Raw genomic sequence first — 19,179 nt, 5'->3', positions numbered from 1 at the left:
TCTCAGTCCCAGAGCTGCACGCGGGCGCGGCTCGGTGGTGTGTTGATGTCCGGCAACGTGACGGCGGTGCCCATGGGCAGGATCGGACCGAGTTCACTGAGGCCCGGATTGTGTTCATAAACACGCTCAACGAGGCTTTTGGTACCGCCGTAGTGCCGGTAACAGAGCGCGTCGACGGTGTCGCCCTGAACGGCGCGGACGGTGCGGGCCATCAGATCAGCTCCACGATGACGTGTGACTGCCCGAGGATCTCGCTGACGGCCCAGCTGGCATCGCGGCGGTAGCTGTCGCCGGCGTACTCGTTCAGATCGCCCCGCTCGCGGGTGCTGGCCGTGGCATCAAAGTCCCGGTAGGCCTCGACGATGGAGGCGTGGGCTGTGGCGAATACGGCGCGTTTGTAGAGGGCGATATAGATACCGGGCGGCTGCCAGCTCGGCGGCGGCACGTCCTGCGCCTGCCGGTAACCGGCATCGGCCTGCTGCGCCTGCCAGTCACGTAAGCCGCGGTTGATGGTGGCCATGGCGGTGAGCAATGCATCCATTACCCGGGGCGGGGTGACGGTGCCATCCAGCCGGCGGGCCTCTCTGAACTCTGCAGGCTCGATTGCAGGCCAGAAGCCGTTATTGGTGATAGGTCCGGCGGGGGTGGCGTTGGCATTGCCGGTGGCGACGAAACTCATGGCGCACCTCGGTTCTCTCTACCCTGAATACAGGGGGTGGACGGCATTTCGGCGATGGGCGTTATGCCCTGCGTCCACGCCGTGCCCCCTGGCGTCGGCGGTCGACTCGGTCAGGCTCCGGGTGAGCCGTTGTTCTGCTGCTTCAGTTCGCGCTCGAGCTTCTCGATGTCCTTCTTCACGCCAGCGCGATCATTGAGCTCCAGCGCGCGGCGCAGGTGCTCCAGTGCTTCGGCATCGTGATTGCCCCGGGCACGGGCGGCCTGTCCCCATGCCTTGTAGAGCTTGGCGCGGATCTCGTCATGCATGTCCGCCTCGCGGGTCAGGGCTTCGGTGCGTGCCAGAATCAGGCTTAACCGGGCAGCCCGTTCGGCGTGCTGCGAGGCTTCTTCCTCGCGATCCATACTGCGCAGGGCGCTTTCGGCGACTTCCTCGGTGATGAGCGAGGCGGTATCGCGCTCATAATGATCCGGAGTGTCGAGACCGTGACGCATGGCGTATTCCGCGATGGCCAGCGCGCCGTCGAGATCGCCGGTATCGATGCGCCAGACCATGACGGTCATCACCACGACGTCCTGGGCCCCGTTGCCGCCCTCAAGGACACCGGCCACGTAGTCATCGAACTGCGGCAGCAGCTCGCGCTTTTTGGCGATCTTGGCCTCGCGGGAGCGAATCGCTTTCAGGGTGCGGCGCGCTTCCCACAGGGCAGCGGCCATAAGCTCAAACTGTTCGCCGTGCTGTGGCTGGCCGGGCTCGGCGTCACCTGCTGCCCGGGCGGCGGTGACTCGCTGATAGTGTCTGCGGGCGGGGCTATTCACTGGCACCCCCTGTGGCGTTCTTCCAGTCGCCGAAGACGATGTTCTCAACCAGGCAGCCGAATCCATAATCCTCGACCACATAGCCATCGTTGGAGGATTCGTAGTTTTCGATCCGGTTACGTTTCGGGTTGTCCAGCAGATAGCGTCGGCGTGATCCATTCTGCCAGTAGAGAGACAGGTTCTCGGGCGGCGTGATTAACAGGGTGCCGTCCGGCATGAACGGCACCCGGGCGGCCTGCTGGCCTCCCATCCGCTGCTGGCTGACGATCATGTCCAGCGCGCGCTGTTCGGTGGGCTGCTCGTATTGCTGCAGCAGCGGGAAATACTTGTCGGCCAGCATTCGGCGGCCACAAATGGCACGAATATCCGTTGATTCCCGATGCCACGGGTCGATCATTTCGTTGACGACATCGAACACCAATGCGTCGAGATTGGCGTAATCACCGCCGGGGCCGATACGCACCTCGCCGGTATTGGCTCCGGCGCTCATGGTGCGGGCCGGGGCATGCTGCCGGTACTGCTCAAGCCAGCCGATGTTGACGTCCTGGAGCATCGGGTTGGTGGCGCGGTCGGTTTCAACGGCTGCATGGGTGCCGTTGAAACCGATCATGATGCGGTCCAGCGCCTGCTGCCGGATGATGGCGTTGCGCACGCGGGTCTGGAAATCCGGAAACTTTGCCCAAGCATCCAGCTTTGCCCAAGTGATGTGGGTATCGAACTCGGTGCTCAGCAATTCAAAATCGTGCGTTTCAAGCGCCGACACATCGCGGGTGTTGCGGTCCTTCCGAGTGACGTCGGTTCTGCTGGCGATCGGGCCGGAGACGCCAAGGCCCAGCTTCTGACCCTTGAGCTCATCGACGCCTATCATGTTGATCGAGCCAAGAAAAGCGCTCGATTCCTGGATTTTGCTCTCCAGCGTCTGCTGGACGCTGGGCTCGACGGTGAACGACTCACTGGCGCTGGAGACGTTGGAGAGATGCGCGAGGCGCGAGAGCAGCTGGTTGAATGCCTGTCGGGTATCGTTGCGCATGGTTTCCTCAGCAGTCGGTCAGTTCGCCGCCGTTGCCACCGGTCGCCTGAGCGCGGTGAGGCTGGTCGGGTTCGTTATCGAGTTGGGTATAAAGCTCGTCGAGCTTGCGGCGTGTCTCGTCGTGGGCCGTCTTGAGGCGGTTGAAGGCTTCCGCACCGGGACGCTTTTGCAGATCCTCTTGCAGGGCACCATAGCGCTCGGCAAACAGTTCAAGGGTCTGCTCAAGATCCTTGCGGAAAGCGGTGAAGTCCTTGCCGGTTTTCACCTCATGGCGCTGGAACAGCGCCCGGGCCTTTTCCAGAAGGGACTGGCCGTCACTTTCCTGAACAGGCGCTTGTTCGCTGAAATCGAGATCGATCTCGATGGCTTCGGAAAACAGATTGCCGTCGTGTTGCTTGCGTGCGGCCAGCGGTGAACCCTGCCCGGCGTTGCGCGAGAAATTCAGCATGTCAGTGCCGAGGCTCGCCGGTGAGTCAGTGACGGCCAGCCCTTCGAGATAGGCCTCGCCGGAGTCGGCAAAGTTCGGATTGACCTCGATGCTGGTGTACACCTTCTGGCGGTCCTTGTTCATCGCTTTCAGGCGGTCGGTAGGGTCGATATCGGCGAACAGGGCAACCTTGCCGTCCTCGACTTCTTCATGCTTCAGCGCCTTGACGTCGCCCAGGGCGGAAAAGGGGCCGTCATGAAACAGGCCGCGCATGTGCTCCATCCAGATGCGCGCGCCGTATTTTTTGGGGTCATAGTTGCCCGCCATCTGGGTAATCCAGTCGCGGGAGATTTTGCGGCCGTCCGTCGTGGCGCCTTCGGTGGCTACTCGAAACCAGGGCATGAGCGTCCTCGGGGTGATTGATCGGGGAGCGATTGCCGTCAGGTTCTGCGTAAAGCGGGACAGGCTCAACGTGGCGCCGTTGTAAACGCGCAGCTCACAAACTGTTCCGGCTGGGTGCCGGTGTCGTTGCGGGTACGCTGCCGGGCATGACGACACAGCCTGCTGATACCTTCGAATCCCCCCGCATATTTGCCCGCCACCTGTATTGGCAGGGCTGGCGCGTGGCACGCATCGCCGAATTCATCGGTGAGAACCCGCCTACGGTGCACAGCTGGAAAAAGCGCGACGGCTGGGAGGCGGCAACGCCGACGCAGCGGGTCGAGGGTGCGCTGGAAGCGCGGATTGTGCAGCTGATCGCCAAGGAGGTGAAGGAAGGGAGGGATTACAAGGAGATCGATCTGCTCGGGCGGCAGATCGAGCGTATCGCGCGGGTGCACCGCTATCACGAGACTGGGCGGGAGTCCGACCTTAACCCGAATATCGAGGCGCGCAACGAAGCGCCACGCAAGAAAAAGAAACGCCGTAATTACCTCGACGATGAACAGATCGAGGCGCTGGAAGTCGCTTTCCTGGAGTCACTGTTCGACTACCAGCGCACATGGCACGAGGCCGGCCAGAAACACCGCATCCGCAACATCCTCAAGAGCCGTCAGATCGGGGCGACGTTCTACTTTGCCCGCGAAGCGATCGTCGATGCGTTCAAGAATGCCCGCAACAAGATCTTCCTCTCTGCCTCGAAAGCACAGGCGCATATTTTCAAGAATTACATTATCCAGTTCGTCAAGGAGACCTGTGATGTCGAGCTGAAAGGGGACCCGATCGTGCTCGATAACGGGGCCGAGCTGCATTTTCTCGGCACCAACTCCAAGACGGCGCAGGGCTACCACGGCGACGTTTACCTGGACGAGTATTTCTGGATCCACAAGTTCGAGGAGTTCCGCAAGGTCGCCTCGGCGATGGCCACCCACAAGCAGTGGCGTCAGACCTACTTTTCGACGCCTTCTTCACTGGCCCATGAAGCCTATCCGTTCTGGACCGGCGAGCGGATCAACCGGCGGCGAAAGAAAGCCGACCGCATCGAGATCGATACCAGCCACGGTGCGCTCAAGCAGGGCGAGCTGTGCGGCGACCGGCAGTGGAAGCAGATCGTTACGGTGTATGACGCCGAGCAGGGCGGGTGCAATCTGTTCGACATCGAGGATCTGCAGTTCGAATACAGCCCCGATGAGTTCGCCAATCTGTTCATGTGCGAATTCGTCGACGACAGCCAGAGTGCGTTCCCACTGGCGCTGGTTCATCCCTGCATGGTCGATAGCTGGGAAGCGTGGTCGGACGACTACCGGCCCTACGCGCCCCGCCCGGTGGGCAACCGTGGGGTGTGGGTGGGATACGATCCGACCGGGACGGGCGAGAATGGTGATGGCGCGGGTCTGGTGGTGGTTCTGCCGGCGCGCCACGGTGACGAGAAACACCGGATCCTCGAGCGCGAGCGTCTCAAGGGGGAAGACTATCAGGCCCAGGCCGACAGGATTCGCCAGCTCAGCCAGCGTTACAACATCGAGCATATCGGCATCGATACCAGCGGTCTCGGCGAAGCCGTGGCCGAGCACGTCGAGAAATGGTTCCCAACACTGGTGCGCTTCCGCTACGACCCGGTGGTCAAGGGCAGGCTGGTGATTCAGGCGCAGCAGATCATGCGCCGCGGCCGGCTGGAGTTCGATGCAGGCTGGAGCGACCTTGCCGGATCCTTCATGGCCATCAAACGCGAGCTGACGCCATCCGGCCGGCAGTTCACCTACAGCAGCGGGCGCAGTCAGGCCACCGGGCACGCCGATCTGGCCTGGGCCACCATGCATGCACTATCCCACGAACCGATCGACGGGCCGGCAGAAGATACCAGCCGGTCCATTATGGAGATGTCCGAATGACCGATATAGCCAGCAAGCCGAGGATCCGTTTGCCTGCAGGGTACACTCATAAGCGGAGCGCTCCGGCACCGCGCGCCGAGGCGTTCTCGTTTGGCGATCTGGTGCCGGTGACATCGGTGCGGGATTTCCTCTATGAAGGGCTCTGGCTATAGCCGAACGAGTGGTATGAACCGCCTATCCCGCTCCAGACGCTGGCGCAGAGCTACCGCGCAACGCCGCATCATGGTTCCGCGCTACAGGTAAAGCGCAATATTCTGCTGCGCACGTTCAAGCCGCATCCGTTGCTCGGGCGGCAGGCCTTCGCAGGGCTGGCGCTCGACTATCTGGTATTTGGCAATGCCTATCTTGAAGAGATGCGGGGCAGGCTGGGCAAGCGGCTGCCGTTTCAGCACCGTCGCGCCAAATACATGCGCCGGGGTGGCACGAACGCGGACCGCTATTGGTGGGCACCGACCTACGCTGACCGCATCGAGCTGCCGCGGGGCAGGGTGGTGCATCTGCTGGAGCCGGACATCGATCAATCGGTTTATGGCATTCCCGACTACATCGGCAGCCTGCAATCTGCCTGGCTGAACGAGAACGCCACCCTGTTCCGACGGCGATATTACCTGAACGGTTCACACGCTGGATTCGTGATGTATGTCAGCGATGCCGCCCAGGACCGGCAGGACATCGATGCCATGCGCACCGCGCTCAAGGAATCGAAGGGGGTGGGCAACTTCAAGAACCTGTTCATGTACTCACCCAACGGCAAGAAGGATGGGGTACAGATCATCCCGATCTCTGAGGTGGCCGCCAAGGATGAGTTCTGGAACGTCAAGAACACCACCCGCGACGACCAACTGGCCGGGCATCGCATACCGCCGCAGCTGATGGGAATCATTCCTCAGAACACCGGCGGATTCGGGGATGTGGAGAAAGCGGCCAATGTGTTCGTCGCCAATGAACTGGAGCCACTACAGGCGACCATGCGAGAGATCAACGAATGGGCCGGTGAGGAGATCGTCGTTTTCCATCCTTACTCTTTGGGAGAAAACGGCCCCGGGCCAGAGCTCGATCCGACAAAGTAGACAGCAAAATTCAACACTACTGCAGCCGCCCTAAAGTGGGCGGTTTTTTGTGCCCGGGTAGAGCTGACCACTCACGTTTAGCCAGGGCTGTCAGCACCGCTCGCGCGCCGTCGACTCCCCGCCCCGCCTGCGCTCTAAATGGGTCGGAAATTACGCATCCTTGCAGCTGAACGAATACCGCGTTGCTTCTGGGTGCTCGGGAGGTTGTGAGGAAGCGATTTTTTATGCGGATTTATGCAAAATCTAACGTTTGACGGCATAAATTTACTATCGCTTTACATTGAGCTCACTGAGGCACGATTCATGGCAACACCCGACATCGAAACACTGAAAAATATCGAGGCGATGGAAGATACCGAACTGCATGCTCTATGCCAGTCGTGGATCGAATGCCTGGAGCGATATTCCAGCCTGCATGCTCGTTATGAGATCGATGATAACGGGTGGTGGCACAATGAGCGCGCCTCCATCAGTCTCTTGGCCGGTGCAGCCTGGAAGCTGGGATGGGTGGCTTTGGAGGAGTTCGGAACAAACAAACGTGGCCACAAAATACCCTCAGAAGAGCGTGGCGAAAGGGTGGGACGATGTGATCTATATCTAAGCTCCGAGAAAACCTCGTTCGCGATCGAGGCTAAGCAGGCATGGCAGAGGATTGGTGAGCGCAGCGCACCATTTGCTGACGCTGAAAATCAAATGCAAAAGGCTTGGCAGGACTCGGGTTATCTTCATTCCCATGAAGCTGATCGCAGACTCGCCGTGACCTTCATTGTTCCTCATTTGCCTATCTCGCAGGTCAAAAACAGTGATGCAGGACAGGTCGATGCCCATAAGCTGAGGAACCACGTGAACGAATGGTTGGAGCAGGTTGGAGACTTTCAGCGCCTGCGCGGGAAAGCAACTCGATACGCTTATTACTTTCCCACCGACGGCCATCGATACACCAATGAGTACACAGGCAGGATCTTTCCAGGGGTGGTGATGGTAGCTGAAGAGAGGCTTCGAGGCGGCTAGCCAGTGTACCCATAGTGTACCAAACCCGCTTCAAACCGCGTGTTGGCGCGGTTTGTTGTCCCATCCATCATCGGGGCAATGGAAAAACGGCGCGCGGCGTCAGCGGCGTGAAACGAAGTGGTGGCGGGCATGACAGATGTTTTCCGGCGTTACGGGTCGGTCTGGAGACAGGGCGTTATTTTCTCACAGCCCCGGCCATTCGCCCAATCAGGACGATGGGGGCTCACTGGCAATGGCGTCCTGAATCTGGCGACACCATGCAACACCCTGCTGTCTCAGATGTGCCTGATTGCGCTCGGGAATGCGTTCGGGATGCGGGAAACGGGCCAGTGCAGCTTCAAGGCTGGTTTCACGTAATAGATGAAACAGCGGAAAGGGGGAGCGGTTGGTGTAGTCGGCGGCGTCCTCGTGACCGGGCGTGGCCTGGCTGTCGCCAAATAGATAATCAGGGTGGAAGCTGGCCAGCTGATAGACCCCTTCGTAGCCTTCACTGATCATGAGCCGCTCGGCCATGTCGAGCTTGTCCAGAAAGGTGAAGAAATCCTCGGCCCCGGGGGTCAGCACCAGCAGCGTGGTTTCCGTGTTCTGATGCTGTTCAAGGTGCTCGCACTCTTCGATCACGGCCATGAGCAGGGTGGCGTCATCAGCGGCATCGAGCTGGCGGTAGCGGATGCGCTCTCGTTCAAATTCGGCTGCGGCAAACGGGCACAGGTCCTGCGCCATGACCCAGTCCCTTACCCAGCGTCGGGTGGTCTCCAGAGGATGTGTTGTCACAATAGGCTCTTTTTAAAAAGGAAAAGGGCCGACAGTGTGTCGACCCTGAAAACACTATATCAGTCTCGATCAGCATTGGCCTCCATGAGCGTCATGTTTGATGCTGAGCTCGAAAAATCAATGGATCAGGTTGTTGATGGTCAGCCTATTGGGGCTGACCTTCCAGCGTGATAGGCATGCGATCATCAGCGGTTTCGGCTTCAGAGCCCATCATCTCATCATGCGTGACACTGTGCTTGAAGTAGATCGGGACGTCTTGCATGCCGCCGATATCACGCAGCATGGTCTTGGCAGCGTTGAGAGATTGCGGCGTCAGGATCGTGCCATCTTCATTGAGCAGGGTATCGACTTCTCCCTGAGTGGTGATGTGCAGGGTAAAGATATCGCCTTCCATCGACTCGATGACAATTTCATCAAGCTGGCCGGCATGCGCCCTTTCAGTCAGTTCGTTGAGTTTCATCTGCCTCTCCATGACCTCCATCATCAATAAGCCTTTTCAATGTAGCCTGTCTGCCCGGAAAGCCACGTTGATGCAGGGTTAAAAATTGTCATTGGGTGATAAAGGGCGATACCGCATGGCAGTCTCAGGCGCTATGATCGACGTCATCTGCCTGATGGCCAGGAGACATTTAAATGAGTGACAAGAGTCCACCGCTGGAAGATTTAAAGGGAAAGATCAAGGAGGCGTGGGGAACGCTCAGCGATGATGAGGCGCTAAGCGATGAGGGCGAGGTCCAACAGCTGGCCGCCCGACTTGAAAAGGAACAGGGGCTCTCTGCAAAAGAGGCCCAGCGTCAGGCCGAAAATACCCTGCGTGGCCGACGCTGAGATGTCGGGATATCTTCTGGTGCATCAAGGCCTGTTCACATATCAGAGCCTGTGAAGCTCGTCATTGTGTGACGTCTCCAGCGGCTTGAAATGCTCATCCACCAGCTGCAGCGTGGCGTTGCTTTCCATCAGTAGATAGATGGGGGCATGCGCTTCGTCGCCGCGAGCAGGGTGCAACACATAGACCGTGCCGCCACCGGGCACGGCATTGCCACTGATGACCTTCCAGTTCCCCTTGCGCTTTTGTGTCTGGCCGTCTGCGGGACCACCGTGAGGGGTCTCGGTCAGGGTGTAGACACCGCCTGCGCTGTCGGTGCTGAAGTTCAGCGCTACTTCGGTATCTATGCCGTCACAATGATCACATGGCAGCGAGCCGCCATAGATCTGGTTGGTGCCGGAGCTGCGCTGTGACGAGCTGGTAGCCGGGTTTTCATCGCCCGTATCACAGCCTGTCACCAAAAATCCCAGAAGCGTTGCTGTCAGCGCCAGTGCGCTAAAACGTGTCAATGTCATGCCCTCGCTGTCCTGAAAGTCCTTGTCCTGAGCAGGCGACCATACCTCCATGCGCTGCCACAGTCGTGAAGCCTAAACGATCCACCCGGTCCTGTCGCTGGTGACGGGTTCATCAGTAGATTCGGTCATCCTGATGAATGTTGACTATCGACTATGGTCCAGGAGCTATTGTTGTTCGTAACGTTCGAGGTGAAAATCCCTTTGTTTTAACTTAATTCGAATATGACATTGTAAAGGGATGGGACATGAAAAAGGGGCTGTGTTGCACGCTGGCGCTTATGGGTATGGGCCTGTCATCACAGGGTTGGGCGGCTGGTGCCTTCGATCCCGATGGCGATTTCATGTTTGGAGACTGGGGAGGCGCACGCACCAATCTGGCCGGTCAGGGCGTAAACTTCCGTTTCGAATACATCTCCGAAATGGCCTATTCCGTTGATGGCGGCTTTCGCGACAAGCACACCGGCCGCTACGCTGACCAGTGGACCGCTGGCGCCAACTTCGATCTTGACAAGCTCTTTGGCGTGCCCAATGCCCAGTTCCAGTTCACCCTGACCGATCGCAACGGCGAAAGCCTGACCAACGACGTCATCAACAACCCCAATAGCGTCGGCGGATCCTCCAGTCAGGAAGTCTACGGACGTGGTAGTGTCACGCGCATCACTCAGATGTGGTACGGCCAGACCTATATGGATGACACCTTTGAACTCAAGGCGGGTCGAGTGCCGGTAGGGGATAATTTTGCGGTCATCGACAGCAATTTCCAGAACCTTTATCTGGGCAGCGGCGAACCCGGTAACCAGAATGGTGGTATCTGGTACAACTGGCCGATCGCACAGTGGGCACTGGTGGGTAAATGGAACATCACCAATGATCAGTACGCTCAGATCGGGTTTTTCAATCTCAATGAATCCAACCTGGATCGCGACCACGGGCTGGATCTAAAGCACAGCGGCACCACTGGCACCCTCATTCCGGTGGAATATGGTTTTGAGCCGGAACATGGTTTCAACGATCTGCCGGGTCATTATCGACTGGGTTATTACTACAGCAGCGCCGATGCCGATGATTATTCATCGCGCGACAATAACTCGGATGCTCAGAAGGGCCATCGCTACGGGCTTTACTACGTCATCGATCAGCAGGTCACCAGTCGCGATAACGATCGCAGTCGCGGGCTTGGTGTGTTCAGCATGGGCACGTGGAACGATGGTGATACGGCTACCTTTGATCGCTATCTGTCGGCTGGTGTGACCTATACCGGCCCCTTTGATGGCCGCGAGAAGGATGAAGTCGGGCTGGGTCTGGCCTATGTCCATGTCAACGATGACTACAATGACTGGTCACGTTCGGGCAATGCGTCACTCGCGGGCGGATCTTCCTCGCTCGAGTACGTGCCGCGTCAGGGAGAGGAGTACAACGCCGAAGTTTATTACTCCCTGCAGGCCACACCGTGGATGGCTTTTCGGCCCAACCTGCAGTACGTACGTCATCCCGGTACGGATAACGACGTCGATAATGCCTGGATAGCCGGGCTTTCGGTACTGGCCACGTTCTAGGTCCTTATGAGGGGCGCTGCTATTGCGGCGCCCTTCGCGCCCTCGGAGGTTGAGGAGGCCACTCCTCAATCCATGCGCCTTGCTCAATCAATGGCACGACCTCGTGAAGCTGCTCGGGCATGTGACGAAGTCCGCACTCCCATACAACGACGGCTCGCCACCCCAGAGCGTTAAGCTGTTCCAGCTGGCGCCGGTCACGCGTGACATTTCCCGCCAGTTTTTCCTGCCAGAAGGTTTTTCGCGTTGCCGGTGAGGTGGCATAGAAGCAGTGCTCGTGACGGTGCCAGAAACAGCCATGCACAAACACCACGCAATGATGTCGTGGCAGGATGAGATCGGGCGTGCCCGGCAGGTCACGTCGATGCAGTCGAAATCGATACCCACAGGCATGTAGATAGCGCCTGACCAGAAGCTCGGGTTTTGTGTTCTTGCCCTGAATACCCGCCATCATGCGAGAGCGTGTCGCAGCGTCGACCACATCGACCAATGTCATGCCCTCCCGATTCTTGAATGAACGCATTCAGTGTAGGAGATCATGGTCTGGCGTGACGTCAGAAGTTCATGATTTTCATCGGCCAGAGGGCAGGGATGGTGGCATGAAAGACAAGCGTATTGCCCAGTGCTCTTTCTTCGGGATGACGTGTGCCGGTGTCACCGAAAATGTTCAGGGTCATGTTGAAATCCTGCTCGATTCTCTTGACCATCAGTCGGGCGTTTTTCTCAACAAGATAGAGGCCATTACCATCAAATCGAGCGCATTTTCTTGCCAGTATCAGGGTGCCTGGCGGGCAGAAATCAAAGCGTTCGGGGCGTTGAGGCGTCAGCAAATAGTCGTCTTTTTTGATCAGGTCATTATCAATAAACCCCATGGGAAAATGCGAGATCGGCAGGGCATCATTGCCGATTGCGTCAGGTGATGGTGTCAGTGGATAAAGGGGCAGTGACGACATTGGGGTATGGCTGCTGCCATGAGCATCCTGATCATTGCCCAGCAAATGCCCGATGCTGCAGCGCAGTGCTCTGGCCAACGGCTCAAGGCGCGAGTGTCCGACGCGTTTGATGGTGCCATTTTCCCAGTAGGAAATGGTGACATCTGAAACACCTACGCGACGGGCCAGCTCCGCCTTGCTTAATCCACCCTGTTCTCGCAATTTGCGAATGCGCTCGCCCAACTCGTTCATGCGTGGCCTCACATGTCTCATAAGCGAGCCAGCATAGCGATCCAGGTGTTAAGTATGTTTAGTAGTTTGTCACTAATTGAACACAAGGGCGATCGGTTGATTTAATTTTTTAGTGTTAGCCGGTTTATTCGTAAAAGTGAAAAAGGTGGAAGCCTTTTTCAAAAAAGACATCAGTTAAACCTGATGCATTGTCATCGATTCAGCCACCCGGCCAGAAGCGGAAGGACGATGGCGCTAAGAGCCCCGTTAAGTCCCATGGCAAGGCTGGCAAAGGCCCCGGTCTGGGGATCGATGCCAAACCCGCGGGCGGTGCCCAGGCCATGGCCGTTGAGTCCGAGCGCCAGACCGATGACACGGGGATCCTGACAGCGCAGGATGGCCGCCAGTGGCGGAATGGTAGAGGCGGCCAGAATCCCGGTCACGGTCACAATGCCTGCCGTCAGGCCGGGATAACCTCCCAGCCCCTCCGAGACGCCGATGGCAATGGGGGTTGTGATCGACTTGGGTGCCAGTGAGGCCAGAATGGCAGGCGAAAGCCCCAGCGCCCAGGCAATGGAAAGGGTCGCGGCACAGGCGGTGATTGAGCCGATGACAAGACTCACCGTGACGGGAATCAGCAGCCGCTTGATGTGCTGAAACTGCTCATAAAGGGGAATCGCCAGTCCAACCGTCGCCGGCCCCAGCAACAGCGTCAGCCAGTGGGCATCGAGATAGTAGGTATCGTAATTGATCGGCAGGACCACAATGAAAAACGCCAGCATCAGGCTGCCGGTCAGCATGGGGGGGGCCCAGCTGGGGTAGCGCATCCACTGGTGCAGCGACAGGGCCAGCATATAGGCGGCCAGGGTGATGACCACGGCCAGTGCCGGCGTGGCCATCATCTCATGGGCCAGTGCCTGGAGATTCATGAGGTGCCTGCTGCATCGTCTCGGCGCTGTTGCCAGCGCACCATGGCCTGCATGGTCAAAAGCGTGACCACGCTACTGATCAGTGTGCCCAGTACGATGGCAATCAGAAGCTTGAGCCAGTTATCGGTCAGGGTGGTGCCCAGAAAGAACAGCCCTGCCGCGCTGGGCAGAATCAGGAGGGTGAAATAATGAATAAGATGGCTGGCGGCGACGGCCATCGAGCGGGAGGAGCGCTGGCGTGCAATCAGCACCATAAAAAGTATCAGCATGCCCAGTACGCTCCCGACCACGGGTAGCGAAAACATGGTCTGTAAAAGATTACCGATGACCAGAAAGATCATCAGCCACATGAACCCCTTTAACATCACGGCCTCTGGAATAAGCGGATCAATATATCTCCCACTGGCAGCCCTTGTCGGTCTGGCAGACTTGGGGTTGGGCTAATGATAAGCTAATGATATAAGGGAATGCAGTGATAAATCGTGAATGCTCTCTGGCATCAGCTCGCCTGCCTGACGGATATTGACGACGCTTTATACATACCTTCGATCGAGGCAATGGTTCATGGCAAAACGCATTGAATTTGCAGAAACCGGCGGGCCGGAAGTGCTCAGAATGCAGGAATTCGAGCCTGAAGCGCTCGGGCCGCGAGACGTTCGTGTTACCAACTGGGCCATTGGCCTCAATTTTATCGATATTTATGTACGTACCGGCCTTTATCCGGTCAGTGAGCTGCCCTCTGGTCTGGGTACCGAAGGAGCAGGCGTTATCGAGGCCGTGGGGGAAGAGGTAAAGGAGTTCCGGGAAGGCGACCGCGTGGCCTACGCCACGGGACCACTAGGCGCCTATGCCACCCATCATACCCTGCCGGCCGACAAGGTCGTGATGCTGCCGGACAGCATCGGTTTTGATCAGGCGGCAGCGGCCATGCTTAAAGGGCTGACGGTGCAGTATCTGCTGCGCCAGGTCTATCCGATCAAAAGCGGCGATACCTTTCTCTTCCACGCCGCCGCCGGTGGTGTGGGGCTGATCGCCTGTCAGTGGGCGAGAAGTCTGGGCGCACGTCTGATCGGCACCGTGTCCACGCCGGAAAAGGCAGAGTTTGCCCGCAAAAACGGCGCCTGGGCGACCATCAACTATAGCGAAGAGAACGTGGTAGAACGCGTACGTGAACTGACCGACGGAGAAATGTGCCCGGTGGTTTATGATTCGGTAGGCCGTGACACCTGGGAAACCTCACTGGACTGCCTGGCGCCGCGTGGCCTAATGGTGAGCTTTGGAAATGCGTCCGGCCCGGTAGAAGGGGTCAACCTGGCCACGCTGAACAAGAAGGGATCGCTGTTTGTGACGCGCCCCAGTCTTGCCGGCTACGCCGATACCCGCGAACGACTGGAAGCGATGAGTCAGGAGCTTTTCCAGGTCATTGCCAATGACAGCGTGCACGTCAATATTGGCTGTCGATTCCGCCTTGATGAGGCAGGCGAGGCGCAGCAAAATCTGGCCTCACGTCACACCTCCGGTTCGACCATTCTGATTCCCTGAGCAGGCATTTCGGGGACAAGGCGGCACAGGGTTTGCGCTGGCCGCCTTCGAGAGAAGAAGGCGGCCAGCGCGTGCCTGCCTACCACTCAATGGGCGTATCGTTCCAGTCGTAAAACGCACCACTGTCTTCCGGGGTGCGTCGATTGATCACCTCCAGCAGCTGCTCGGCGACAAATTCCGGGGTGAACAGCTTCTCCTGCGGCACTCTGGCCTGAAAGGGTCGTGACAGTTCGGTATCTGTCGTACCCGGATGCAGGCAGAGCACAATGGCCTGCGGATTACGCCGTTTAAACTCGACCGATGCCGTTTTCATCAGCATGTTGAGCGCTGCCTTGCTGGCGCGATAGGCGTACCAGCCCCCCAGTTCATTATCTCCAATTGACCCTACCCGTGCCGATAGCGTGGCCATAATGGCCGGATGACGTGTCATGCGATCAATCAACGTGCTGATCAGCATGGCGGCTGTGGCTGCATTGACGTGAAAGGTGTGGTGCAGAGCCTCAAAGGAAAGTCTTTCAATCCTTTTTTCAGGCGCAATGGCCACGGACTGATCATTTTGCCTATCGTGCAGGACACCAATGGTATTGAGCAGTAGGTGGATCGGCGTTTGATCGATGTAATCGCTGAGCGTTTGAAGCCCCGGCTCGGTGGTAACGTCCGCCTCAACGATCTCGAGGCGTTCGATATCGAGCTGCGTATCCTGTTCCAGGCGTGCACGATGGCGGGTGACGGCAATCAGCCGACCGGCCCGCGGGTCACGGCAAAGCCTTGCCAGCAGGGCGCGGCCAATGCCACCGCCGCCGGTGATGATGGAGGTGTACTGATCGGGAAGATGGTCAGGCATGTCAGAGCTCGCTCGGTCGATGAGAAACGGTCATCAGATGATGAAGGTTTTTCACAAGCGTAGCGGGTTCAGAGATATCAGGCGGGACGCATGAGACCGGCAAGCTCGGGATCAATGCGCTGACACAGCACGGTCAACCGGCTATCGGGATCTGCCAGAAGGCGCCGGGGGGTGTCGTACTCGACCAGATGTCCCTCATCGAGCATGGCGATCCGATCAAAATCCTCAAGCTGAATCAGACGATGCGTGATCACGATCAGCGTACGCCCCTGGCAATGGTTGCGAATCGCATGCCATACCTGCTGCTCGGTGGCTTCATCAAGCCCTTCGGTAGGTTCATCCAGCAGGACGATGGGGGCCTTGCGTAGCAGGGCGCGAGCAATGCCAAAGCGTCTGAGCTGTCCGCCGGACAGCGAGCTGCCGCGCTCGTCCGGAAAGCCCGATAGCCCGTCAGGCTGTTGCTCCAGCCAGTCGCGCAACGCCAGAGTATCGAGCATTGCCATGATGGTCTCATCATCGATGGGCTGGCCCATGGTCAGATTATCGCGGTAGCTGGCCGCAAAAAGATGCGTCTCCTGCTGGGCCACGGCAAATTGAGCGCGCAGGGTCGCCTCACTCAGCTGATTCAGGGGCGCGCCTCCTAGCGTCATGGTGCCCTCACTGGGAGAAACGAATCGGATCAGGCTGTTGAAAAGGGTTGTCTTGCCACTCCCGGACGGCCCGAGAATCAGCAGATGCTCGCCTTCTTCTACCTCCAGACTGACCGAGTAGAGGACAGCGATACTCGCCTCAAGGTGCACGCTGAGCTGATCGATGGACAGGCGATGACCTTCCGGCAGGCACTGCTCGCTCTCTGCCGGAAAATCGGTTTCCGATACGCGCTGGCGGACATCATCAAGACGCGTTGCGGCACGCTGAATGCGCCCCAGGTTCTGCCAGGCCTGTGGGAGCAGGGCGATGGCCTCGAAGGCGCCCATGATGGCAAGGCCCATGAGTGCGACCAGGGTGGCGTCCAGCTCGTGCCGGGTGACCGCCCAGCCGGCCATGCCCAGTACCCCGGTCAGCGTCAGACCCAGCAGCGTCTGGGACAACAGCTGCGAGCTGCCCCACTGGCGGGCAAGCTGGTATTCATGGGCATCTCGAGTCTGCTGTCCTTCGATGAGGCTGTCGACCTCGCCATGCCAGCGGTTATAGATCATCAGTTCCGAAAGGCCATTCAAGCGCTCCAGCAGGCGTGCCCTCAGCCGGGTGTTGTCCTGATGCCAGGCATCGGAATGGGCCTGGCCGGCGCGCCAGGCAAGCCATGGTCCCAAAAGGCCCGACAGCAGCAGGGCCAGTGCGGCAAAAAGCCCGATGGCTGGCGCAAAGACGCCGATGACCACGCCACAGATTACAATGCCTAGAAGCGCCACAATGGAAGGCGCCAGTACCCGCAGGTAAAGACCGTCGAGGGCATCCACGTCAGCCGTCAGGCGCGTCATGAGCTCACTTTCCCCGTGGCGCTGCAGCTGGGCGGGTGAGAGCGGCTCAAGGCTTTCATAGACATGCTTGCGCAGTCGCGACAGTAAACGAAAGGTCGCGTCATGAGTGACGAGTCGCTCGCCATAGCGGGCACCGGTACGTGACAGGGCAAAAAAGCGTACGCCGGCTGATGGCAGCAGATAGTTGAAGGTATGTGCCGTGGCAATGCTCAACCCTGCCAGTGCCGAGGCGGATAAAAACCAGCCGGAAAGCGCCATCAAACCGATGCTGGAGGCCAGCGCCATCAGCTGCAGGGCAATGCCCATGCCCAGCAGCCAGGTCCAGGGCGTCATGAGGCGCACATAGGGCAACAACTGTCTAAACATCGCGCGTCTCCGAAGGGTGGGCTGATACCGAGCGTGCCAGCGGCCCGCCCGGCGCGCGCAGATTATCCAGTGTCTCCAGCGCCTGAACGCGCCCCTGATCCAGCATCAGGACCCGATCCGCCAGTGCCAGAAGCTCCATGCGGTGCGTCAGCAAGACCACCGTGCGCCCCTTGCAAAGGCGTGCCAGTGCTTCCATGACGAGCCGCTCACTGGCCTGGTCAAGGCTGGCGGTCGGCTCATCAAGCAACACCAGGCGTGCATCTCGTAGAAAGGCGCGGGCCAGCGCAATGCGTCGTGCCTGACCACCCGAGACGGCCCGGCCGCCTTCTCCCAGCCGGGTGTCAAGCCCGTCAGGCAGGCCGGTCAGCCACTGCTGGAGCGCGGCCTGTTCCAGCGCGTCAAGCAGATCCTGATCACTGGCCTCGGCGTTGGCCAGTCGCAGGTTCTCGGCCAGCGTCCCGGAGACAATCACTGCCGTCTGGCCGACCCAGGCGATCTGAAGCTGCCAGTCATCAGAACGGATATCGATCAGCGCGCGCGGTGTCTGGTCACTCTCCAGGACGTTCAGCGAGCCGGCTTCGGGGTGCATAAATCCCATCAGCACGTTGAGCAGCGTCGATTTGCCCGCACCACTTGGCCCGATAACGGCCAGCATCTCCTGAGCACGAATCTCGATGGAGATGTCATCAAGCGCTGCCGATGAGCGCCCGGCATAGCGCGCTGTCAGCCCTTCAAGCGACAGGGCAAGGCTGCCTTTCGGCTGCCATGCTGGCTGATCGGTATCGCGCTCGAACACGCGCCGGTTGAGGATGGGCATCAGATCTTCGGCGGCGGCTTCGGCTTGGGCTTTGGCGTGATAGTGAACGCCCAGCTCGCGCAGGGGCTGATAGAACTCGGGGGCCAGAATCAGAATGAAAAGGCCCATGAACAGATTGATGCCGTGGTCATACATGCCGAAATGAAACTGGCCCAGATAGACAAAGCCCAGATAGAGCGCCAGAAGGGCAATGGAAACCGAGGCAAAAAACTCCAGCACGGCCGAGGACAAAAACGCCAGGCGCAGAACGCGCATGGTGCGACGTCGGAAGCTCTCGGAGGTGGTATGGACTTCATCGGCCTGACGCTTGCTGACCCCGAAAAGCTTGAGCGTGGAAAGCCCCTGTAGCGTATCCAGAAAGTGCCGGCTCATGCGGCCCATCTCCAGAAACTGATCCTCCTGACGCTTTTTGGCGCCGATTCCTACCATGGCCATATTGATGGGAATCAACGGGCCGGTGGCGATCAAAATCAGGGCAGCCGCCCAGCTCAGTGGGGCAACAGCGATTAAAATAATGATCGGGATAATTCCGCACAGCAGCATCTGAGGGCGGTAGTCGGCGTAAAAGCCCTGCAGGGCATCAACCTGATCCCAGATGCGGTTGCTCAGCGTGGCGCTGTGTTGACGTCGCGCCCACAGGGGGCCAAGAACGGCGATACGCTCAAGCAGTTCCCGGCGTACGGATTGACGTATTTCGATACCGCCGCGGGCGCCACAGATGGTACGGGCTCGCACCAATAGTCCTCGAGCGATAAACGCCGGCGGCAGCAACAGCAGTGGCGTGACAAGCGCAGAGAAGTCGGTGCTGTCGATCACCATGCGCTGGGCAATGGTGGCAATGCACCATGCCTGTACCAGCAAAACCAGCGTTGAAAGGGTGCCTGCAAGAACTGAAAGTCGGCTCCAGCGAGCGCCTCGACTGGCAGTGCGCTGTAGCCACTGGCGCGGTGTTTCATTCGAGGCCATGACGGCTCCATCGAGAGCGGGCATACAATATCAACAAAAAA

General features: G+C 58.9%; 20 protein-coding genes and 1 pseudogene. 6 read left to right on the top strand and 15 right to left on the bottom strand.

Going from position 1 to position 19,179, the window contains the following annotated elements; all coding sequences use genetic code 11:
• Positions 1-2 precede the first annotated feature (2 nt).
• The 5 genes from KSP9073_RS07005 to KSP9073_RS06985 all read right to left on the bottom strand — a co-directional run bounded on the left by KSP9073_RS07005 (position 3) and on the right by KSP9073_RS06985 (position 3,353).
• Positions 3-212 carry a tail protein X gene (locus KSP9073_RS07005; RefSeq protein ID WP_108842266.1) on the bottom strand — a complete coding sequence of 70 codons (210 nt, stop codon included), beginning with the start codon at positions 210-212 and terminating at the stop codon, positions 3-5.
• Entirely contained in the window at positions 212-679 is a 468-nt protein-coding gene (locus tag KSP9073_RS07000) for a head completion/stabilization protein (protein WP_108842265.1), read from the bottom strand. The genes KSP9073_RS07005 and KSP9073_RS07000 overlap by 1 nt, the downstream gene beginning before the upstream one ends.
• 110 nt (positions 680-789) lie before the next feature.
• Positions 790-1,494 (bottom strand): phage terminase small subunit, encoded by a 705-nt coding sequence (gpM, locus tag KSP9073_RS06995; RefSeq protein WP_165814191.1) that lies wholly within the window; start codon positions 1,492-1,494, stop codon positions 790-792.
• Complete coding sequence (locus tag KSP9073_RS06990; protein ID WP_108842263.1) at positions 1,487-2,524, bottom strand: phage major capsid protein, P2 family; 1,038 nt, start codon at positions 2,522-2,524, stop codon at positions 1,487-1,489. Before KSP9073_RS06990 ends, gpM begins: the two co-directional genes overlap by 8 nt.
• Positions 2,525-2,531: 7 nt before the next feature.
• Positions 2,532-3,353, bottom strand: a complete 822-nt coding sequence (locus KSP9073_RS06985) for a GPO family capsid scaffolding protein (protein WP_108842262.1) — start codon at positions 3,351-3,353, stop codon at positions 2,532-2,534.
• A gap of 146 nt (positions 3,354-3,499) precedes the next feature.
• Here KSP9073_RS06985 and KSP9073_RS06980 point away from each other — a divergent pair, with 146 nt between their 5' ends.
• From KSP9073_RS06980 to KSP9073_RS06970, 3 genes and pseudogenes are all read left to right on the top strand, one after another.
• A complete protein-coding gene (locus KSP9073_RS06980) occupies positions 3,500-5,281 on the top strand; it encodes a terminase large subunit domain-containing protein (protein ID WP_108842261.1) in 1,782 nt (593 codons plus the stop codon).
• 173 nt (positions 5,282-5,454) lie between these two features.
• A pseudogene (locus tag KSP9073_RS06975) lies at positions 5,455-6,351 on the top strand (phage portal protein); the annotation flags it as partial.
• Between the two features lie 303 nt (positions 6,352-6,654).
• A complete protein-coding gene (locus KSP9073_RS06970; protein WP_133240997.1) occupies positions 6,655-7,362 on the top strand; it encodes a hypothetical protein in 708 nt (235 codons plus the stop codon).
• Positions 7,363-7,569: 207 nt separating this feature from the next.
• Here KSP9073_RS06970 and KSP9073_RS06965 read toward each other — a convergent pair whose 3' ends face one another.
• Together KSP9073_RS06965 and KSP9073_RS06960 are read right to left on the bottom strand one after the other, a co-directional pair.
• On the bottom strand, positions 7,570-8,136 hold the full coding sequence (locus tag KSP9073_RS06965) for a DUF1415 domain-containing protein (protein ID WP_108842259.1): 567 nt from the start codon (positions 8,134-8,136) through the stop codon (positions 7,570-7,572).
• Between the two features lie 145 nt (positions 8,137-8,281).
• The gene (locus tag KSP9073_RS06960) at positions 8,282-8,596 is read right to left on the bottom strand and encodes a DUF6482 family protein (RefSeq protein WP_108842258.1); all 315 of its coding nucleotides are present in this window, start codon (positions 8,594-8,596) and stop codon (positions 8,282-8,284) included.
• 173 nt (positions 8,597-8,769) lie between these two features.
• Here KSP9073_RS06960 and KSP9073_RS06955 point away from each other — a divergent pair, with 173 nt between their 5' ends.
• Positions 8,770-8,964, top strand: coding sequence for a CsbD family protein (locus KSP9073_RS06955; RefSeq protein ID WP_108842257.1), 195 nt, complete (start codon positions 8,770-8,772; stop codon positions 8,962-8,964).
• Between the two features lie 42 nt (positions 8,965-9,006).
• On the opposite strand, the gene KSP9073_RS06950 is transcribed toward KSP9073_RS06955, so the two are convergent.
• Positions 9,007-9,477 carry a copper resistance protein NlpE N-terminal domain-containing protein gene (locus KSP9073_RS06950; RefSeq protein WP_165814190.1) on the bottom strand — a complete coding sequence of 157 codons (471 nt, stop codon included), beginning with the start codon at positions 9,475-9,477 and terminating at the stop codon, positions 9,007-9,009.
• Between the two features lie 245 nt (positions 9,478-9,722).
• On the opposite strand from KSP9073_RS06950, the gene KSP9073_RS06945 reads away from it, so the two are divergent.
• Positions 9,723-11,033, top strand: a complete 1,311-nt coding sequence (locus KSP9073_RS06945; RefSeq protein ID WP_108842255.1) for a carbohydrate porin — start codon at positions 9,723-9,725, stop codon at positions 11,031-11,033.
• Between the two features lie 19 nt (positions 11,034-11,052).
• Here the strand turns inward: KSP9073_RS06945 and KSP9073_RS06940 are convergent, their stop codons facing one another.
• The 4 genes from KSP9073_RS06940 to KSP9073_RS06925 form a co-directional block, all read right to left on the bottom strand.
• Positions 11,053-11,526, bottom strand: coding sequence for a very short patch repair endonuclease (locus KSP9073_RS06940; protein WP_243409151.1), 474 nt, complete (start codon positions 11,524-11,526; stop codon positions 11,053-11,055).
• A gap of 58 nt (positions 11,527-11,584) precedes the next feature.
• Entirely contained in the window at positions 11,585-12,214 is a 630-nt protein-coding gene (locus KSP9073_RS06935) for a helix-turn-helix domain-containing protein (RefSeq protein ID WP_108842254.1), read from the bottom strand.
• Positions 12,215-12,405: 191 nt separating this feature from the next.
• Positions 12,406-13,122: an LrgB family protein gene (locus KSP9073_RS06930; RefSeq protein ID WP_108842253.1), complete on the bottom strand. Its 717-nt coding sequence runs from the start codon at positions 13,120-13,122 to the stop codon at positions 12,406-12,408.
• Entirely contained in the window at positions 13,119-13,472 is a 354-nt protein-coding gene (locus KSP9073_RS06925) for a CidA/LrgA family protein (protein ID WP_165814189.1), read from the bottom strand. The genes KSP9073_RS06930 and KSP9073_RS06925 overlap by 4 nt, the downstream gene beginning before the upstream one ends.
• Before the next feature lie 214 nt (positions 13,473-13,686).
• Here KSP9073_RS06925 and KSP9073_RS06920 point away from each other — a divergent pair, with 214 nt between their 5' ends.
• Positions 13,687-14,664 carry an NADPH:quinone reductase gene (locus KSP9073_RS06920; protein ID WP_108842251.1) on the top strand — a complete coding sequence of 326 codons (978 nt, stop codon included), beginning with the start codon at positions 13,687-13,689 and terminating at the stop codon, positions 14,662-14,664.
• Between the two features lie 79 nt (positions 14,665-14,743).
• Here KSP9073_RS06920 and KSP9073_RS06915 read toward each other — a convergent pair whose 3' ends face one another.
• The 3 genes from KSP9073_RS06915 to cydD form a co-directional block, all read right to left on the bottom strand.
• The gene (locus tag KSP9073_RS06915; protein ID WP_108842250.1) at positions 14,744-15,508 is read right to left on the bottom strand and encodes an SDR family NAD(P)-dependent oxidoreductase; all 765 of its coding nucleotides are present in this window, start codon (positions 15,506-15,508) and stop codon (positions 14,744-14,746) included.
• Between the two features lie 77 nt (positions 15,509-15,585).
• The gene (gene cydC, locus KSP9073_RS06910) at positions 15,586-17,355 is read right to left on the bottom strand and encodes a thiol reductant ABC exporter subunit CydC (protein ID WP_108842249.1); all 1,770 of its coding nucleotides are present in this window, start codon (positions 17,353-17,355) and stop codon (positions 15,586-15,588) included.
• A complete protein-coding gene (cydD, locus tag KSP9073_RS06905; RefSeq protein WP_165814188.1) occupies positions 17,348-19,138 on the bottom strand; it encodes a thiol reductant ABC exporter subunit CydD in 1,791 nt (596 codons plus the stop codon). The genes cydC and cydD overlap by 8 nt, the downstream gene beginning before the upstream one ends.
• Positions 19,139-19,179 lie beyond the last annotated feature (41 nt).

Source organism: Kushneria phyllosphaerae, assembly GCF_900312995.1.
GTDB classification, from domain to species: Bacteria; Pseudomonadota; Gammaproteobacteria; order Pseudomonadales; family Halomonadaceae; genus Kushneria; species Kushneria phyllosphaerae.
Note: the sequence above shows the minus strand (reverse complement) of the source record. Positions and strands in the feature narration are given on the sequence as shown.